The organism is Pseudomonas sp. NY8896 (assembly GCF_039634505.1).
In genome coordinates, this window is sequence record NZ_CP132350.1 from 2,853,542 (window position 1) to 2,872,026 (window position 18,485).

The window sequence follows — 18,485 nt, forward strand, 5'->3', positions numbered from 1 at the left end:
CGGCAGTGGCGGGCAATATTGTCCTTTCCATAGCGGCGTTTACAGCAAGGCGGATCTGATCATCTAGGGGTCGGATTCGCGCAAAAAAGGCCGCCTTTTATCTGTTCGAATGATCTCCAGTGGCACCCAAAACAGGGCCTCTCTACTGATCACCTACCAAGGAGTGAAGACATGCAAATGCCGAAAACAATACAGATTCAAAACGGCGAAAAAGTTAAGCCGACGTTCTCGCACCAGGAATACGCCAACCGTCAATCCAAGTTGCGCAGCTACCTGGCCCAGAACAATATCGACGCCGCTGTCTTCACGTCTTATCACAACATCAACTACTACAGCGATTTCCTGTATTGCTCGTTCGGCCGTCCTTATGCCCTGGTGGTGACTCAGGATGCCGTGGTGTCGATCAGCGCCAACATCGACGGTGGCCAGCCATGGCGGCGTACCGTGGGCACCGAAAACATCATCTACACCGACTGGCAGCGCGATAACTACTTTGTCGCGATTCAACAAGCCTTGCCCAAGGCCGGACGTATCGGGATCGAGTTCGACCACTTGAACCTGGTCAACCGCGACAAATTGGCCAGCCGTTATCCCCAGGCCGAGCTGGTGGACGTCGCCGCGCCATGCATGCGCATGCGCATGATCAAGTCGGCTGAAGAGCACGCCATCATTCGTCACGGTGCCCGCGTTGCCGATATCGGTGGTGCTGCGGTGGTTGAGGCCCTGCGTGACCAGGTGCCTGAGTACGAAGTGGCGCTGCATGCCACCCAGGCCATGGTCCGTGAAATTGCCCGCACTTTCCCCGATTCCGAACTGATGGACACCTGGACCTGGTTCCAGTCTGGTATCAACACCGATGGCGCGCATAACCCGGTAACCTCTCGCAAGGTCAACAAGGGCGACATTCTGAGCCTCAACTGCTTCCCGATGATCGCCGGTTACTACACCGCGCTGGAGCGCACGTTGTTCCTCGACCATTGCTCCGATGAGCACCTGCGCCTGTGGGAGGTCAACGTCAAGGTCCACGAGGCCGGCCTGAAGCTGATCAAGCCAGGCATGCGTTGCAGCGATATTGCCCACCAGTTGAACGAGATTTTCCTCGAGCACGACCTGCTGCAATACCGCACCTTCGGTTATGGCCATTCGTTCGGCACCCTGAGCCATTACTACGGCCGTGAAGCTGGCCTTGAGCTGCGCGAAGACATCGACACCGTGCTGGAACCTGGCATGGTCGTGTCCATCGAGCCGATGATCATGCTGCCCGAAGGGCTGCCGGGTGCGGGTGGTTACCGCGAGCATGACATTCTGATCGTCAACGAAAACGGCGCTGAAAACATCACCAAGTTCCCATACGGCCCAGAACACAACATCATCAAGAAGTAACCGAGCAAGCCGCACAGGAAACTGTGCGGCTTTTTTTATCCGTATGACTTTTTCCATGCCAAGGTTCAAGGAGGACATGTGTGGAGTACGCGACAGCGCACGCTCGCAATGAACGGGGGCTGCCGCAACCTGGCACAATTGCCAAGGGTTCGCGGCTTTTTTATTTCGCCTGCAGCATCATTTTCGTAGCCTTCAACCTCCGCACTGTGTAGTGGTCAACTAATCCCGGACACAGTTTTGAGTTTTTCCTCAGCTTTGGCCGGAGCCAGCCCATCGTTGAACTGATGGGGTCTTATCCAGTTGTAATGATCCATCAGGTACTGGCTAATGTCTCGCTGAGCTTGCTGTCCGGTCAGGTAGCCCGTGACCGGTATCCACTCTGTTTTCAAGCTGCGAAACACCCGCTCCATCGGCGCATTATCCCAGCAGTTGCCTCGGCGGCTCATGCTCTGGCGCATGCGGTAGCGCCACAATCGCTGGCGGAACTGACGGCTACCATATTGCGATCCCTGATCGGAGTGAAACAGCAGCCCTTGGGGCTTTCCACGTTGTTCGTACGCCACGTCCAGCGCCCTGATGACCAACTCTGCATCCGGTCTTTCTGACAAAGCCCAGCCCACCACGCGCCGCGCATAGAGATCGAGGACAACCGCCAGATAGTGCCATTTACCCTGCGCCCAAATGTAAGTGATGTCGCCACACCAGACCTGATTTGGCGCGTCGACATCAAACGCTCGGTTCAACACATTCGGAATGTCCGGCCGCTCCACCGTTGCTTTCTTGTAAGCGTGTGACCCTGGCTGCTTGCTGACCAGCGACAGCTCACGCATCAGGCTGCGCACCTTGAATCGTCCGATTTTCTCGCCTTCATCTTGCAGCATTAACTTGATGCTGCGGCTGCCGGGTGCACCTCGACCTTGTGTGAATAGCTCATTCACTCGACTGCGCAACTTCAGGCGCTCAACGTCAGGCGTCCGCCTTTTGTGGCGATGCGCGTAATAAGTTGAGCGAGTGATTTCAAACACTTCGCACAGGAAATCAACGGGTTCATGGGCGCTAAGCTGACGGATCAGCGTATGCGCTCGAGATCTTCCGACATCAAGAGCGCGGTAGCCTTTTTTAGTATCGATTTCTCGCGCTCCAGGCGCGTGATCCGAGCTTCCAACTCTTGGATTTTTTGCTGCTCTGGCGTCAACGCTTGGCTGGTCGGCGTGATGCCGCCACGCTCCTGCTGAAGCTGGTTGACCCAACGGCGCAGGGCCGACTCGACCAAACCGAGCGAGCGGGCTGCTTCAGCATGGCTGTAGCCTTGGTCGAGCACCAGGCAGGCAGCTTCGCGCTTGAACTCAGGGGTAAAGGTACGACGTTGCTTGGTCATCAGACACCTCTCTGTGGCGAGCATTCTCGCCTAAATGGGTGTCCGGTTTCATTAGACCACTACACTGCGTACCCAAGCCTCGGCGCTGTGCTTGCCGATATATCCAGCGACCTAGGCCTGACGCCTGCCGCCACCAGTGCAATTTCCACCCTGCCTGTATTTTGCCTGGGGTTGTTCGCGCCCGTGGCGCCCTGGCTTGCCCGCAAAATAGGCACAGAGCGCACGATCTTGGTATTGATGGCGGCGTTGTCCACAGGGCTATTGATACGTGGCGCCGGGAACGTCAGCGGCCTGGTGGTCGGTTCGATCGTCATTGGCAGCGCCATCGCCATCATCAACGTATTGCTCCCTGGGCTTATCAAACGCGACTTCGCCAAGATCACCGGGCTGATGGCCGGCCTCTACTCCATGGCGCTGTTGAGCGGTGCGGCGACTGCCGCAGGGTTCACCCTGGCGCTGCAAAGCACCTTGGGCGGTGGCTGGACGACGGCGTTGGCGCTGTGGTCAGTGCCGGCAGCGGCAGCCTGTGCCTGCTGGCTTTTCCAACTGCCCAAGGGCAGTGCGCTGGCACCCAAGGCTGCGCCGCGCGTACGAGGGGTGTGGCGCTGCGCGCTAGCCTGGCAACTCACGCTGTTCATGGTGCTGCAATCGATGTATTCGTTTACCGTGTTCGGCTGGCTCGCCCCGTTTCTGAATGGACGGGGGATGACGCCGCTGGAGTCCAGCGTCATCGTCTCCAGTTCAATCCTGCTACAAATGGTCGCTTGTCTGCTCGGGCCGCTGATAGCCACACGCTTGCCGAGTCAATCCTGGTTCAATGTGGTTGTTGTGGTGCTCACCACGGTCGGTTTTCTCGGCTGCCTGTCCGCGCCGCTCGACACGGTATGGCTGTGGGGCGGGGTACAAGGCATCGGGCAAGGTGCCTTGACTTCCATTGCCATCACCATGATTGTGCTGCGCTCGGCAAACGCACAGGTTGCGGCAGAACTTTCGAGTATGGTGCAAGGCGTCGGCTACGGCCTGGGCGCACTCGGGCCGTTGCTGGTCGGGGTGCTTTATACGCCGGTCATTGGCTATGCGCACGTTGAGATATTTCTTAGCGGGGTAGGCGTAGCGATGCTGTATTTCGGATATACCTCAGGCCGACGCCGACTCGTGGCAGCCCGCTATTAGCGCTATCCTTCAGCTGACACCTAGTCACCGGAGCGCTAGGAACATGAAGAAAAGACTACCCTGCGCTTGTGGTGCTGTGGCGCGAAGTTAACCTTGCACTTGGCTGATTGGTAGTCGTTGAGGTCGCAATAGCTGTTGTGGATTTCATTTCTGCTTTCCAGAATCCATCTGTTTCTTGTACCGCCAGTCTTTAGGTATGAAATGCAGTTCTATCTACAATCAAATAGAAAGCAAGGAGGCCTTGCTGTGCGAGTCCTTCGAGGAACTCTGCAAAGGACTGCGCCAGCATGCACGGCTTTGTGTCTACAGGCCATCGAGATCCAACCAAGCATTCAGGAATACGTTCATATTGATAGTTAGCTAGGTAATTGTTAGGGTGAGGTCGTCCTTTTTCTGTTCAGCCTATTGATCTATCTACGCGAAAAACCATCAAGGCTTCCACTATATCAGCTAGCAAATTGTTCCGACCCTCTACCTCGATCAGTGCATTGTGCCTGGCAATGATGTCGTTTGCCTGCCACGCATCCCCCCAAGCGAACCCTCTCGAGGAGCAGGCCTTTATCGGCGCTGCCCAGGTCGAGCAGCAGATGATCGAGTGGCGACGGGACATCCACCAGCACCCAGAGCTCGGCGAGCAGGAAACACGCACTGCCAAGCTGGTCGCCGAGCACCTTGAAAAGCTTGGCCTCGAAGTCCATACGGGTATCGGGCGCACGGGAGTGGTCGGAATTCTCGAAGGTGGCAAATCGGGCCCTACCGTCGCCCTGCGCGCGGATATGGATGCCTTGCCGGTCAAGGAGCCTGCGGGCCTGCCATTCGCCTCGACCGCGCGGGGTACCTATCATGGCCAGCAGGTGGATGTGATGCACGCCTGCGGCCACGACACCCATACCGCCATGCTGATGGCAACTGCGCAAATCCTTGCAGGCATGCGTGACAACCTGCCGGGCAAGGTCATGTTCATTTTCCAGCCGGCTGAAGAGGGCTCGAGCCTGGTCAAAGGCGGAGAGGGGCGGCGTTGGGGGGCGCAGTTGATGCTGCAGGAAGGGCTGTTCGACAAGCTCAAGCCTGATGCGGTGTTCGCTGTGCATGTCATGCCTGGGCCTTCAGGGCAATTGAGTTGGCGTTCGGGTGCCACGACCGCCAGCAGTGACGACTTGAACATCAAGGTTATAGGCCAGCAGGGCCATGGCGGCATGCCTTGGAACACTGTCGACCAGGTAGTGGCCTCTGCACAGGTCATCAACGGCCTGCAGACGGTGGTAAGCCGCCGCACCAAGCTCACCCAGTCGCCAGCGGTGGTCACTGTGGGCATGATCAAAGGTGGTAGTGCACCGAACATCGTGCCGGAAAGCGTCGACATGGCAGGCACCATTCGTACCTACGATCCGGCGGTACGTGCGCAAGTGGCACACGATGTGAAGCTCACGTCCGAGAAGATAGCCGAAAGCGCCGGTGCTACGGCCAAGGTATCAATCGTGCCGGCCTATGACATGACGATGAACAATGAGCAATTGACCGAGCAGATGGCGCCAGTGCTCAAGCGTGCGGCCTATGGCAAGGTCGCCACCACCCCTCTGGTCGGTGCTTCGGAAGATTTCTCCTTCTTCGCAGGCAAGGTACCCGGCCTCTACTTCTACCTGGGCGTGACACCCGACGGGCAGGACCCGGCCAAGGCAGCACCGAATCACAACCCGAAATTCTTCGTCGATGAAAAAGCGCTGATCGTTGGCGCGCGGGCGATGTCGGCGGCCGCCGTTGATTTTTTGTCTGAGCATGCAACTCAGCAGTAATTCAGGATGTAGCGCCGGTCATGCGGCGCTTGCCAATATGCAAAGCAGTGCGATATCAACTGATATGCAGTGTTTTTGCAGTGACAAAAGATACCCTGCGTTTAGTATCCCGTCATCCCGAAGATCTGGAAGGGCAGTGCTCTCCTACTGAGAAAGGTCTTTTGAGCGGTTATGCCATTTTATTAGCTGCTGATGTACTGCAGCTCTGGCGAACTCAATGTCACTACTGCTAATGGCCTGATAAATTGCTTGATATTCGATAATATGCTGTTGCGTCTCGATCGTCGTCGAAGCATGTTGAGTGTTGAAGCTGGATATAGCATCGAGCAAGTACCTGTTGCCACTCGCTACTCCCATTGCTTCACGAAAATTCAGGTCGGAACGTTCGAACTCAGTTGAAATCTGCGCCCCCAAGAGGTCGTCGAGCTTGCGCGCCATACGTTCTAAGTCCCGTACGCTGCGGCGTTGTGCGGCGAGTGCAGCCGCAGCCATCTCGATCACCAGTCGATATTCGAAGGCGGCCAATTCATCAATTTCGAACATGATAGTCCACGTGTTGTTTGCGTACACGCGGAGGATAACTGAGCCCATGCCCACCTGCGTCCGGAGCAATTACAAAGCAGTTATCTATTTTTCAATACTCAAGCGATCAGCAATTTATAGATAACTGTATTGGGTCCTCTCGCATAGCTCGTCAGTGCCGCCCTTCATAGACTTGGCACAACGGTTCTGGAGGACCCTATGGACGCAGTACAAAATCTCGACAACCTGGTGGCAAACGTGTCCACCGTATTCCTGACCGACGCCGATGTCTCCCGTCTGGCCACCTGGCCGAAGGTCATCGCCGCCCTTGCCGATGCCTACTCGCGGCCGTTCCTGCCGGCCATGGTGCCACCACGCATTATGGCGCGAGGCGAGGGCTTCTGGCTGCGAAGCCTGCCGACTTTCGCAGAGATAACGGTAAAGCCATTCGCAGCGTCGGCCGACAGTTCGTCGTGCTTTGCCGCAACCTCAATCTCTTCTCCCAATCGTTCATCGCCATCGACGGCAGCAAATTCAAAGCCGTGAATAACCGCGACCGCAATTTCACTCAAGGCAAGGTGAAGGCGCGCATGCAGCAGATCGAGCAGAGCATCGACCGCTATCTAGCGGCAATGGATTCAGCCGATCGGGCAGCGCCGGAAGTGGCCGAGGCCAAGACTGAGCGATTGAAAGACAAAGTCGAAAAGCTGAAACAGCAGATGCAAAAACTGAAGGACATTGAGGCGCAGCTTCACGCCAGTCCCGATCAGCAAATCTCTCTTACCGATCCAGATGCCCGCTCAATGGCCACAAGCGGCCGAGGCTCCGGCACAGTTGGGTACAACGTACAAACAGCAGTCGACGACAAGCACCATCTGATCATTGCCCATGAGGTGACCAACGTTGGTAATGATCGCGGGCAACTGAGCAATATGGCTAACCAGGCACGTGAAGAAATCGGTGCTGAGGCGCTGACAGTGGTCGCTGATCGAAGCTATTACAAAGGCCCGGAAGTCCTTGCTTGCGAGCAGGCGGGTATCACCACCTTTGTACCGAAACCCCTGACATCGAGCAGCAAAGCGGAAGGCCGATTCGGCAAGCAGGACTTCACCTACATGGCTGCATCGGACGAATATCGATGCCCTGCGGGCCAGTTGCTGACGCGCCGGCATTCCTCGATGGAGGACGGCATGTTACTGCACTGCTATTGGTTTTCAGGATGCCAGAGCTGCTCCATGCAGAAGCAGTGTACGACCGGTAAAGAGCGGCGACTCAAGCGCTGGGAGCATGAAGAAGTAGTCGAGAGAGTGCAAATCCGATTGGAGCAAGATCCAGGGAAGATGAAGGTTCGCCGGCAGACGGTGGAGCATCCCTTTGGCACGCTCAAATTCTGGATGGGAAGTACCCACTTCCTGACCAGAACCCTGCCGAGGGTAAGCACTGAGATGAGCCTTCACGTGCTCGCCTACAACCTCAAACGGATGATGAGCATCTTCGGCATCGCAGGGCTACTTGAGGCAATCAGGGCGTAAACCCCGCCGCTTGCTGGCCCGCAAACAGCTATATGGGCCGCTGACGCGGCCCATATAGCACTACAAATGTCTACTTCGCTGGGTAGGGCTATTCACGCTCTCGCCTGCTAATTCCACAGGCAATCCGCGCGACTCTCAGTTTTCGACGTGTTTACTGCGTTTTCACACAGCCTGGGTCGATAGCGGACGTTCATGAGTTACCTGCAATCTCCAGATTCTAGCGCGGGAGCGCCGAAAGGTACTCCAGATTGCGTTGGGGGTGGGGCAGTTGCGTAGGGAAGCTTGGTGGCGCACAAAGATGCCAATGATGTCTGCCTGAGTTCGAGACTGTCTTTCATCCTTTAATTCAGTTCAGCCAGCACCTTGCCTTGGTTAGGTTGCTTTGCAACCTGACAGTGCATAGCGAGCCCATTCCTCCATAAGCTGTTTTCGTTTTTCGAGCAGATCGCCTCGTCGATACGCTGCTTCAGTCGCATTACTGATTTTATGCGCCAAGGCCATTTCAGGGACGATATTGGCGAAGTTAGTTGTCTCGGCAGCCCAGTCTCTGAAGCTTGATCGGAAACCATGCATGGTGATGACTTCACCCGCTTCGTTGCGCCAGCCTGGTCCGTCGTTGGCTAAGGACTTCTCATCCATACCGCGTATTTTTTGTAGCATTGCCATGTTCGAGAGCGGTCGACCAATGCTCCGCCCCGGGAAAAGCAACCCACTTTTGCTTTCCGCCTTCAGGCACCTGAGCGTATGCAGGGCGGCTTTAGATAACGGTACTCGATGCTGGCGCCCGGCTTTCATCCGGGAAGCCGGAATAGTCCAAATTTCTTCGTCCAGATCAACCTCTTCCCAATACCCACCTATCACTTCGCTTGTGCGCAAAGCGCACAGCACGGTTAACTTCACCGCAGTTGAACTAAGGTCCCAGGATTGCTCTAGTTCTGCCATGAAGGCTGGTAATTGCTCCCAAGGTAGAGCGGGATGATTACCACGGTCTGCCAGCCTTCTTCTAGGCAGAAGCTTGTCCAAGTGACCTCGCCAGCGAGCGGAGTTTTCACCCGTGCGCAGCCGGCGTGCTTTGGCAGCATCGAGAACAAGTTCTAGCCGGTTTCTGACCCTGGCCGCTGTCTCAGGCTTAGCGGTCCATATCGGATTCAGAATCTTCAGGATATCGTCTGTTTCAACTTCGTCGACTGGCTTTTCTCCGATAAAGGGAAATGCATACGTGGTAAGAGTGTTGACCCATTGTTGCGCGTGTTTTGCGTTTTTCCAGCCAGCTCTATGGGCTTCGATGTAGTCCACGGCACAAGCGCGGAAGGTGTTTTCAAGGTTCAGATCCCGAGCAATCCGAGCAGCTTCAGCTTGCTGGAGTGCATCAGCCTTATGTGTCAAAGGGTCGATACCCTCCCGAATCAATGCTCTGTGAGTGTCGGCGCGGGAGCGCGCCTCCTTCAACCCATAGTGAGGGTAGGGGCCCAAGCCGATTTCCTTGCGCTTGCCTGCAAGCTGGTAGCGCAGCACCCACGCTTTTCCAGACTTTCGAATGACAAGGCGCAGGCCATCGCCATCATCGTACTTGCCATAGTCCTTGAGGTTTTCTATCAATTTCGCGGTGAGCTTGGGCATGGTGGTGACCTCCGATCTCTGAATCTGGTCCCCCAGTTGGTCCCCCACTCACAGCCTGGAAACAGACGGAACTGGGCGGAAGCTAGAAGACTGTGGCAACATTTAGGTTACCCGCAATATACCGTTCTAGAGCGGCCGGGCGTCGGGTTTTGGATGCCGGTGGTCGGGAGTGGAAACACACTTCGAATGACTACGCTTCCGCCATATTCAAAGCCCTGATTATTCAGGGCTTTTTGCGTTTTTGGGGCCTGTAAGAACGGGCCTGTGGAGTGGGGCGGTTCGACTTTGCGCCCAGAGATCTCTCGCACGCCGGCGCTGCGTAGGCTGTGCCCCCTCACGATCTATGCCGTTCGCACCTGGAGGCCGAAATGAACAAGCTGATCCTGCCCGCCGCCATTTTCGTAAGCGTGATCATCGCCGGGAAGATAGCGGAGCACTTCGGCCTGGAAGGGGGTTGGAAAATAGGTGTGCTTTGCCTAGTGGCCGGTGTTGTTCAAATCGCAGTTACCCGTTTTCAACGTGCCCCGCGCAACAACGCCTAATTTTGAGCGCAGCGCACATGCGCAGCTCGGCATCATCCATCACCGCCTTGGCCAATGCGCAGCCCAAGGCCTAGCCTGCTGCGATTGCGGGCTGGGGTGGTGGGATAGTGGGTGTTGCTGGTGTCTTGGGGGCTGCAAGGCAGCCCCCCGGATTTCAGCGTTACATCAACAATTGCCGGGGCTGCTTCGCAGCCCTTTCGCGACACAAGGCCGCTCCTACACAGGTCTGCGTCGATCAAAACATCACTTGATCAGCGGCACACCACTCAGCTTCTGCAGCTCGTCAAAGTCGATGTCCGCGCAAATCTCGACCACTTTCAGGCCTTCAGGCGTTACTTCCAGCACGGCCAGGTCGGTGTAAATGCGGCTGACGCAACCAATACCGGTCAGCGGGTAGGTGCACGCGGGCACCAGCTTGCTTTCGCCGGTCTTGGTCAGGTGGTCCATCATCACGAACACCTGGCGGGCGCCGGTGGCCAGGTCCATCGCACCGCCTACGGCGGGGATCGAACCTTCGGCACCGGTGTGCCAGTTGGCCAGGTCGCCCTTGACCGACACCTGGAAGGCGCCCAGTACGGCGATGTCCAGGTGGCCGCCACGCATCATCGAGAACGAGTCGGCATGGTGGAAGAATGCACCGCCGGTCAGCAGGGTGACGTGCTGCTTGCCGGCGTTGATCAGGTCATCGTCTTCCTCGCCCGGCGCTGGGCTTGGGCCCATGCCCAGCAGGCCGTTCTCGCTGTGCAGGAAGACTTCCTTGTCGCCCAGGTAGTTGGCCACCAGGGTCGGTGCGCCAATGCCCAGGTTTACGTACGCGCCTTCTTGAATGTCTGCGGCCACGCGTTGGGCCATCTCGGTGCGGGAGAGCTTTTTGGTGATGGTCATGGCAGGCCTCAGACAGCTTTGGCAATCGAAGAAGCGGCAGCGCCGGTGACGGCGACCACGCGCTGGACGAAGATACCCGGAGTGATGATGTGTTCCGGGTCCAGTTCACCGAGTTCGACAACCTGGTCGACCTGGGCGATGGCAGTCTTGGCGGCCATGGCCATGATCGGCCCGAAGTTGCGCGCGGCTTTGCGGTAGGTCAGGTTGCCCCAACGGTCACCCTTGTGCGCCTTGATCAGTGCGAAGTCGGCGTGCAATGGCATTTCCAGCACGTACATGCGGCCATCGATTTCACGGGTTTCCTTGCCTTCGGCCAGCAGGGTGCCGTAGCCGGTCGGCGAGAAGAACGCACCGATGCCCGAACCGGCTGCGCGGATACGCTCGGCCAGGTTGCCTTGCGGCACCACTTCCAATTCGATCTTGCCGGCCCGGTACAGTTCGTCGAACACGTAGGAGTCGGATTGGCGCGGGAACGAGCAGACCACCTTGCGCACGCTGCCTGCCATGAGCAAGGCGGCCAGGCCGATCTCGCCGTTGCCGGCGTTGTTGCTGATGATGGTCAGGTCGCGGGCACCGGTTGCGATCAGGCCATCGATCAGCTCGGACGGCATGCCGGCAGTGCCGAAGCCACCGACCATGATGGTCGAACCGTCGGTGATTCCTTCCACCGCGCTGGCGATGGACTCGTACGTTTTATTGATCAAGGCGAGCTCCTGGTTGTTCCTGGAGTTGTGGTTGTCGGGCTGGCCGGAGCGCGTGAAGCGATGGGGCCTGTCAGCGCTTGAAAGTGTTTGCTGACTTTCGGTATAGCGTGCCGCAAGATAGGGCAACAGTAGAGGGGGTTTGGCTGAATTTGTGCGATTATCGAACTATTGTGCGATGTGCGAGCAGCTGCAGTGGGCATCAGAACCCCATCAACCAAAGGAGAGCCCATGATCCGGCTGGCCGTAGCAACCGATGAGCCCGAGATCAGAAAGTGCGCCGAGCAGGCCTATGCTCGCTATGTGCCACTCATCGGACGCAAGCCAGCCCCGATGACCGCACATTTCGCCAGGCAGATCGCGCAAGGGGTGGTCTACGTAGCGACGGATGACCAGGCGACCTTTCAAGGCTTCATTGTCTTCTATGCCGAAGAAGGGCATTTGCTGCTGGAAAACGTGGCGGTCCTGCCCCGGGCAGCCGGGCGTGGTGTAGGAAAGGCGCTGATCGGCTTCTGCGAAAATGCCGCCCGGCGATTGGGGATAAGCACCGTCCATCTCTACACCAACGAGATGATGACCGAGAACCTGTCGATTTACCCCAAGCTCGGCTACGTAGAGGTGGGGAAACGTACAGAGGACGGTTTCAATCGGGTTTACTTCGAGAAAACCCTCGCTCCCTGATACCCCGTTCATGCGCGCGCACAAAGCATGCCCCGCACGCAGGCAATGCGTCATGCACCCCAGGTTCAGGCATCATGTACCCAGCCCCATTCAGAAAGCTGAACCCGCCCAATGCCAGAATCCACCAACCCCAACCGAGCCATCTACGACCTGGACATGCTCCGCACCGTGGTCATGGTGGCCGACTGCGGCAGTTTCACCGCCGCCGCTGCACGCCTGCACTCCACCCAATCGACGGTCAGCCAGAAGGTGCGCCGGTTGGAGGAAATGGTCGGCCACCAGTTGCTCGACCGCAGCAACCGCGAGGTGCACCCGACCGATGCCGGGGAAACATTGCTGGGTTTCGCACGGCACCTGCTGGCAGTGAGCAGCCAGTTGACCGAAGCCATGTCAGGCGGGGTGACGGTTACCGTGCGTATCGGCCTGCCGGACGATTTTGTCGCGGGCAAGACGATGCAGGCGTTGGCAGCGTTCAATCGGCGTAACCCGACAGTGAAGCTGGAGATCACCGGTGGCCTGAGCCGGGATTTGATGAGCACCTACGACCGTGGCGAACTGGACCTGGTGCTGATCAAGCAGCGGCGGCATAGCCGGGAGGCCAATGCCTGCCAGCCGGAGTGCATCGAGTGGATCGACAGTGCGCAGTACCCGTGTTTTGCCCAGGATCCGATTCCGCTGGTGACCTTTCCGCCGCGGGGGCTGTACCGGGATGACATGATCGGTGCGGTCGAGGCGATGGGGCGCAGTTGGCGGATCGCCTTTACCAGTTCGAGCCTGGCAGGGATTCAGGAGGCGGTGGCCAATGGCCTGGGGGTGAGTCTGTTGCCTTCGCGCGTGGTGACGGCCAGGCATCGAGTTTTGGGGGCGCAAGAGGGGTTCAAGCCGATCAAAGTGTTTGAGGCGGCAATTTTCCATCGGCCTACGGCGGACCCGATGGTGATGGAGCTGGCTGAGATTCTGATTGGGATTTTGCGGGCTGAGGCAGAGTAAGCACGGGGCTGGAAACCAGCTGGGGCGATGAGGGCTGCCAGGCAGCCCATCACCGGCAAGCCAGCGCTGACCTCAACGGCGCAGCTCGTTGGCAAACTGCGTAGCCTTCAACCGCAATTGCGCAGGCCCGCCCCAGAATGCGCCGTGGCGCACGATCACGCGTTCATGGAGGGCTGCCGCCACCGCCGCCGCCGCATTCGGCGCCTTTAACAGCACGAAACTGGCCTCGTTGCCGACCTTCAAACCGTAGTCTTGTTTGCCCATCACTCCGGCGCTGGCCTCGGTGGCCATTTCCAACGCAACCCGCAATTCTTCGTCGGTGTTGAAGCCCGAGCGATAGCTGATCAGCATCGCCCGTTGCAGCATGTCGCCATTGCCATACGGCCACCAGGCATCCTGGATATTGTCGTTACCGGTGAACACCCGCACACCGCCTGCACGCAGGCGTAGCACAGGCGGGAAGGCGTGTTCGCCGGGTGCGTTGGTCATGATCGATACGCCGGCGCCGGCCAGCAGCTCGGCCGTGCGGTCGACCACCGCGTCGGATACATCGCCCAGGCCATAGGCGTGGCTGACTGCCACCAAGCCTTGCATGCCCAAGGCGGTGGTGCGCGCGGCGATGCGTTCAAGCTGGGCGATGCAGATGTCGCCGGGTTCATGCAGGTGGATATCGACCTTCACGCCGTGCCGGTCGGCAATGCCGAACACGATGTCCAGCTGCGCTTCGGCGTCGCCATCCAGGGTGGTTGGGTCGATACCGCCGACGACCTGCACACCTTCGCGTATAGCCGCTTCCATCACGTCGGCAGTGCCGGGGCAGGTCACCACACCGGCCTGGGGGAAGGCCACAAGTTCGATGTCTATCAGGTCTTTCCAGGTGTCCCGGGCTTCGAGCATGGCGCGCAAGTTGGTCAGGCCGGTGGTGGCGTCCACGTCCACATGGCAGCGCATGGCCACGGTGCCGTAAGAGGCGGCCTGGCGCATCAGCGCGTCGGCGCGCTCGAGGATCGGTGGGGCGCTGGCAAGTTCGCGTTTTTCAACGGCCAGGCGCTCACGCAGGCTGGCGACGGGTTGGTGTGGGCGCCAGCGGTCGCCGACGAAGCTTTTGTCCAAGTGGATGTGGCCGTCGACGAAGCCGGGGAGCGCCAGCAGGCCTTCAAGGTCGATGGTCTCGCGGGCGGGTGTGCTGGCGCGTTGCGGGCCGATGTGGCTGATGCGGCCGTTGCTTACGGCGATGTGCAGGGGCAGGCCATCGGCGTCGATGGCATTGATGAACTCACGGTCGTTCATGAACGGGCCTTTTTTACTGAGGCTTGGGTGACGTACCACGGTAGGGCGGATGCGGGTATGTCTCCAATTAATTATCAGGATCCTATGCAGTGCATTTCTGGATGCAGGCAGGGCGCGTCAGCCTGCATTAAAAAGCCCACTGAAGTCGATTTCGATAATTAACTTTCCAAGCCTTCGCTCTCGGCCCAGGATTGCCCACGGGACCCGCCCGCCGCCAGCTACGGCGCCTTTCAGGGCCGGTCGCCACACACAATAAAAACAAATGCCGTGTCGGAGTCCCCATGACCCATGATTCCAAGCTGCTGCGTGCCGCGCTGATTTTCATTGCCTGTACCTCCTTCATTGTTTGTGGTGTGCAACCCATCTTCATGGGGTTGGTCACCGAACAGCTCAGCCTGTCACTCGACCAGCAAGGTTGGGTGGTGTCGGTCGAGATGATTGGCATGACCCTGGGCACCTTGCTGTGCCCACTGTTGATGAAGCGCCACGGCGGGCGCGGCTTGTGTCTGTTCGTAGGTGGGCTGTGCGTGGCGCTTAGCATCGCCACGGCTTTTACCAGCAGCAACGCGATGTTGCTGGGCGTGCGCCTGGCGGCCGGCACCTGCGCGGGGCTGGTGTATGCCTATGCGGTGTCCACGTTGGGCCGCCTGCCCAATCAGGACCGTTCGTTCGGCCTGATGCTGTTACTGCAAACGCCGGAGTACTCGCTGTTTTCCGCAGCGCTGCCATTGCTTGCCGCGCAGAGTGGAACGGTAACCGCCTTGTGCGCGTTTGGCCTGTGGTACCTGTTGATCTGCGGCGCCAGCCTGGTGCTGCCGCGTCGCCCGGCAGTTTCGTTGGCCAATGACGAAGGTTCGCCCGCCCAGGGTGGTTCGGCGCGTACGGGACGCACTGCACTGGTGGGCATGCTGTTCATGCAGATCGCCATCTATTGCGTGTGGGGCTTCATCGACCAGCTGGCGCGAGACCAGGGTATCGAAGGTGTCGACATTGGCTGGGCATTCGGCCTGTCTGCCATTGGCGGCCTGCCTGGGGCAGGGCTGCCGAGTTTGCTGGGCGCGCGGGTAAACCGGCAGTTGATGATTGCCGTAGGCTTGGTGGCAGTGTTCATTTCCATTGCCATGCTCACCGGCCATACCCGCACGCCGATGCAGTTGTTCGTGGCGCTGTTGCTGATCAACTTTGGCTGGGTGCTGTCGTTGTCGTACTACATGGCGCTGATTACCACCAACGACCCGACCGGCAAGCTTACGCCGCTGGTCAGCATTACCTTGATGGGCGCGGCGGCCGTGACGCCTGCGCTGATTGCCTTGTTGGTGGAAGGGTCCAATCAACAACTGATCTTCTTGCTGGGGACGGGGGCGTTGGTGATTGCTTTTGCGGTTACCTGCCTGGGGGCCGGGGTTAGAGGTGTGCGTAGAAAGGCTGTTTACTGAGCGTTCGCGGTTGAGGCTGCGCCGCAGCCCCAAGGTGCATGACGATTGGCGCAAGATCATGCATCCGAGAACAAGTCGAACATCAATTGTCGAAGCCAGCGGTTGGCCGGGTCCTTGTTGTACCGCCCATGCCAGAACAGGTTGATTTCGATGTTCGGCAATGCCACCGGGGGTGGCATAACGCTCAACCCGAACGGTGCCTCGCAACTGGCGGCAAACCGCTCTGGCACCGTTGCCAACAAATCACTGTGCTGCAGGATGTGCCCCACCGCCACGAAGTGCGGCACTTCCAGGCGAATGTTGCGCACCACCCCAGCCCGCGCGTAATACGTGTCGACCTCGCCATGCCCGGTATTGGCCGCCACTACATTCACATGCTCGAAGCTCATGAAGCTCTCCACGGTCAGGGGCTGCTGCGTAGCGGGGTGCCCTTTACGGCACAGGCACACATAGCGATGGTGAAACAGCCGCCGTTGAAAGAACCCCGCCTGCAGATGCGGTAACAGGCCAACCGCCAGCTCAATAGTGCCGTTCTGCAGCCCTTCGGCCAGGGTGTCAGCCGAGTTGCGCAATGTGCTGATGGTGCAGCCGGGCGCCAGTGCGGCAAACGCGTCCATCAGCTTGGGCATGAAGTAGATCTCGCCAATGTCGGTCATAGCCATGGTGAAGCGGCGATTGCTGGTGGCCGGGTCGAAAGTGTCCTGCCGGCTGAATGCGTCGCGTAGCGTTTGGATGGCTGTGGTAATCGGCTCCGCCAACTGCAGGGCGTAAGGAGTGGGCTCCATGCCCTGGTAGGTGCGCACGAACAACTCGTCCTGCAGCACAGTGCGCAGGCGCTTCAGGGCATTGCTCATCGCCGGTTGGGTCAGGCTCAGGTTTTCGGCGGCGGTCGAAACTTTGCGGTCGATCAGTAGCTGGTTGAAAACCAGAAGCAGGTTCAGGTCTAGATCGCGTAAATCCATGATACCTCTCAGGTATTGGTCGAGACGCGATGGGTATTGTTTTCAGGGTTTATCTGCGTCCGAATGCAACGCTACCGGAAACGAGACTCACTGGGTATGCATAAACAGTATTCATACCCGAAATAGCCACTATTCGAGTGGCTGCATATCAGCCGTGTCGCGCCTTGGTCATGATGGATCGCGCTAGCCAATTTGGGGGCATGCCCCATCCATAACAACTACAAGAGCGATGCCATGCGAAATATCAATGCAGCGGCCCTGCTGGAACGGGCCCGGTTCAATGCCTTTCACGCGCGTTTACTGTTCTGGTGCGCGCTGATCATCATCTTCGACGGCTATGACTTGGTCATCTATGGCGTGGTACTGCCATCGCTGATGGCCGAATGGGGCCTGAGCGCGGTACAGGCGGGGGTACTGGGCAGTTGCGCGCTGGTCGGGATGATGGCGGGGGCGCTGTTCTTCGGTTCGCTGTCGGACCGGATCGGGCGGCGCAAAACCATCATGACCTGTGTCTTGCTGTTCAGTGGCGTCACGGCCTTGAATGGGCTGGCCACTTCACCCGAAACCTTCGCGCTGTGCCGCTTTGTTGCCGGGCTGGGGATCGGCGGTGTCATGCCCAATGTGGTTGCGCTGATGAACGAGTACGCACCCGGCAAGATGCGCAGCACCTTGGTGGCGATCATGTTCAGTGGCTATTCGCTGGGCGGCATGCTGTCGGCTGGGCTGGGCATGCTGTTCATTCCCCAGTGGGGCTGGCAGGCGGTGTTCTATGTGGCTGTGATACCGCTGTTGCTGCTGCCGTTGCTGATCCATCAATTGCCCGAGTCCATGGACTTTCTGTTGCGCAGCGGTCAGGCCGAACGCGCCAAGGTTTTGCTGGCCCAGGCCACATCAGACTATTTGCCGGAGCACGATGACCAACTCAGCTTGGTCGCTACGCGGGCTGGGAAAGTGTCGATTCGGGAGATTTTCAGTGAAGGGCGGGTGGTAAACACGCTGACGTTGTGGGCGGCATTCTTCTGTTGCCTGTTGATGGTTTATGCATTGAGTTCGTGGCTGCCAAAGTTGATGAGCAGTGCGGGCTATGGGCTGAACTCAAGCCTGGCATTTTTACTGGTGCTCAACTCGGGTGCGATCGTTGGGGCGATTGCGGGTGGCTGGCTGGGTGACCGTGTGGGTATCGCCAACGTGTTGCTGTGCTTCTTCGCCTGCGGTGCGCTGTCGCTCAGCCTGCTTGCGCTAAAGGCGCCCGTGGCGGTGCTGTACCTGCTCATCGCCGTGGCTGGCGCTTCTACCATTGGCACGCAGATTTTGGCCAATGCCTGCGCGGTGCAGTACTACCCGCCACACATCCGTTCCACCGGACTTGGGTGGGCAATGGGTATAGGGCGGCTGGGGGCAATCGTCGGGCCGGTACTGGGCGGGGTGCTGCACAGCGCGAACCTGCCTTATCAAAGCAGTTTCCTGGCGTTTGCCATACCGGGCGCCATTGGCGCCGTCGCCATTCTGCTGTTTATCCGGCGTCAGGTTGTGGCAACGCGAAGCCGGGGCGTTCAGCGAGTTATCGGCTGAGGAATATTCAGGTAGGTGATGGCGT

The 18,485-nt window shown here is 58.6% G+C and carries 15 protein-coding genes and 1 pseudogene; 9 read left to right on the top strand and 7 right to left on the bottom strand.

The features are described from left to right. Window positions 1–171: 171 nt before the first annotated feature. Entirely contained in the window at window positions 172–1,383 is a 1,212-nt protein-coding gene (locus Q9451_RS12825) for a M24 family metallopeptidase (RefSeq protein WP_016488019.1), read from the top strand. 215 nt (window positions 1,384–1,598) lie between these two features. Here Q9451_RS12825 and Q9451_RS12830 read toward each other — a convergent pair. Next, window positions 1,599–2,761, bottom strand: a protein-coding gene (locus Q9451_RS12830) for an IS3 family transposase (protein WP_176704564.1) whose coding sequence is annotated in 2 segments (ribosomal slippage) — window positions 1,599–2,506 and window positions 2,506–2,761 — 1,164 coding nt in all. Because the reading frame shifts where the segments join, the coding sequence is not laid out codon by codon here. On the opposite strand from Q9451_RS12830, the gene Q9451_RS12835 reads away from it, so the two are divergent. After that, window positions 2,681–3,934, top strand: coding sequence for an MFS transporter (locus Q9451_RS12835; RefSeq protein WP_345960939.1), 1,254 nt, complete (start codon window positions 2,681–2,683; stop codon window positions 3,932–3,934). The two genes, Q9451_RS12830 and Q9451_RS12835, sit on opposite strands and share 81 nt — an antisense overlap. A 500-nt stretch (window positions 3,935–4,434) precedes the next feature. Then, window positions 4,435–5,727 carry an amidohydrolase gene (locus Q9451_RS12840; RefSeq protein ID WP_016488017.1) on the top strand — a complete coding sequence of 431 codons (1,293 nt, stop codon included), beginning with the start codon at window positions 4,435–4,437 and terminating at the stop codon, window positions 5,725–5,727. A gap of 144 nt (window positions 5,728–5,871) precedes the next feature. Here the strand turns inward: Q9451_RS12840 and Q9451_RS12845 are convergent, their stop codons facing one another. Further along, window positions 5,872–6,270: an FCD domain-containing protein gene (locus Q9451_RS12845; protein ID WP_161775543.1), complete on the bottom strand. Its 399-nt coding sequence runs from the start codon at window positions 6,268–6,270 to the stop codon at window positions 5,872–5,874. Between the two features lie 395 nt (window positions 6,271–6,665). On the opposite strand from Q9451_RS12845, the pseudogene Q9451_RS12850 reads away from it, so the two are divergent. Continuing rightward, window positions 6,666–7,781, top strand: a pseudogene (locus tag Q9451_RS12850) (IS1182 family transposase); the annotation flags it as partial. Between the two features lie 372 nt (window positions 7,782–8,153). Here Q9451_RS12850 and Q9451_RS12855 read toward each other — a convergent pair. Next, window positions 8,154–9,401, bottom strand: coding sequence for an integrase arm-type DNA-binding domain-containing protein (locus Q9451_RS12855; RefSeq protein WP_024717430.1), 1,248 nt, complete (start codon window positions 9,399–9,401; stop codon window positions 8,154–8,156). A 368-nt stretch (window positions 9,402–9,769) separates the two neighbouring features. Between Q9451_RS12855 and Q9451_RS12860 the strand changes: the two genes are divergently transcribed. Next, entirely contained in the window at window positions 9,770–9,943 is a 174-nt protein-coding gene (locus Q9451_RS12860) for a hypothetical protein (protein ID WP_012273200.1), read from the top strand. Between the two features lie 243 nt (window positions 9,944–10,186). Here Q9451_RS12860 and Q9451_RS12865 read toward each other — a convergent pair whose 3' ends face one another. Continuing rightward, window positions 10,187–10,828 (bottom strand): 3-oxoacid CoA-transferase subunit B, encoded by a 642-nt coding sequence (locus tag Q9451_RS12865; RefSeq protein ID WP_012273199.1) that lies wholly within the window; start codon window positions 10,826–10,828, stop codon window positions 10,187–10,189. A gap of 8 nt (window positions 10,829–10,836) precedes the next feature. Next, the gene (locus Q9451_RS12870) at window positions 10,837–11,532 is read right to left on the bottom strand and encodes a 3-oxoacid CoA-transferase subunit A (protein ID WP_010954768.1); all 696 of its coding nucleotides are present in this window, start codon (window positions 11,530–11,532) and stop codon (window positions 10,837–10,839) included. Between the two features lie 228 nt (window positions 11,533–11,760). Between Q9451_RS12870 and Q9451_RS12875 the strand changes: the two genes are divergently transcribed. Beyond that, entirely contained in the window at window positions 11,761–12,210 is a 450-nt protein-coding gene (locus Q9451_RS12875; RefSeq protein ID WP_012273198.1) for a GNAT family N-acetyltransferase, read from the top strand. A gap of 111 nt (window positions 12,211–12,321) precedes the next feature. Next, the gene (locus tag Q9451_RS12880) at window positions 12,322–13,200 is read left to right on the top strand and encodes a LysR substrate-binding domain-containing protein (RefSeq protein WP_012273197.1); all 879 of its coding nucleotides are present in this window, start codon (window positions 12,322–12,324) and stop codon (window positions 13,198–13,200) included. 72 nt (window positions 13,201–13,272) lie between these two features. On the opposite strand, the gene Q9451_RS12885 is transcribed toward Q9451_RS12880, so the two are convergent. After that, window positions 13,273–14,490, bottom strand: coding sequence for an amidohydrolase family protein (locus Q9451_RS12885; protein WP_012273196.1), 1,218 nt, complete (start codon window positions 14,488–14,490; stop codon window positions 13,273–13,275). Between the two features lie 281 nt (window positions 14,491–14,771). On the opposite strand from Q9451_RS12885, the gene Q9451_RS12890 reads away from it, so the two are divergent. Next, complete coding sequence (locus Q9451_RS12890; RefSeq protein WP_060492756.1) at window positions 14,772–15,926, top strand: MFS transporter; 1,155 nt, start codon at window positions 14,772–14,774, stop codon at window positions 15,924–15,926. Window positions 15,927–15,982: 56 nt separating this feature from the next. On the opposite strand, the gene Q9451_RS12895 is transcribed toward Q9451_RS12890, so the two are convergent. Beyond that, the gene (locus Q9451_RS12895; RefSeq protein ID WP_012273194.1) at window positions 15,983–16,888 is read right to left on the bottom strand and encodes a LysR family transcriptional regulator; all 906 of its coding nucleotides are present in this window, start codon (window positions 16,886–16,888) and stop codon (window positions 15,983–15,985) included. A 234-nt stretch (window positions 16,889–17,122) separates the two neighbouring features. Here Q9451_RS12895 and Q9451_RS12900 point away from each other — a divergent pair, with 234 nt between their 5' ends. Continuing rightward, window positions 17,123–18,460 (top strand): aromatic acid/H+ symport family MFS transporter, encoded by a 1,338-nt coding sequence (locus Q9451_RS12900; protein WP_012273193.1) that lies wholly within the window; start codon window positions 17,123–17,125, stop codon window positions 18,458–18,460. The last annotated feature ends 25 nt before the right edge of the window (window positions 18,461–18,485 follow it).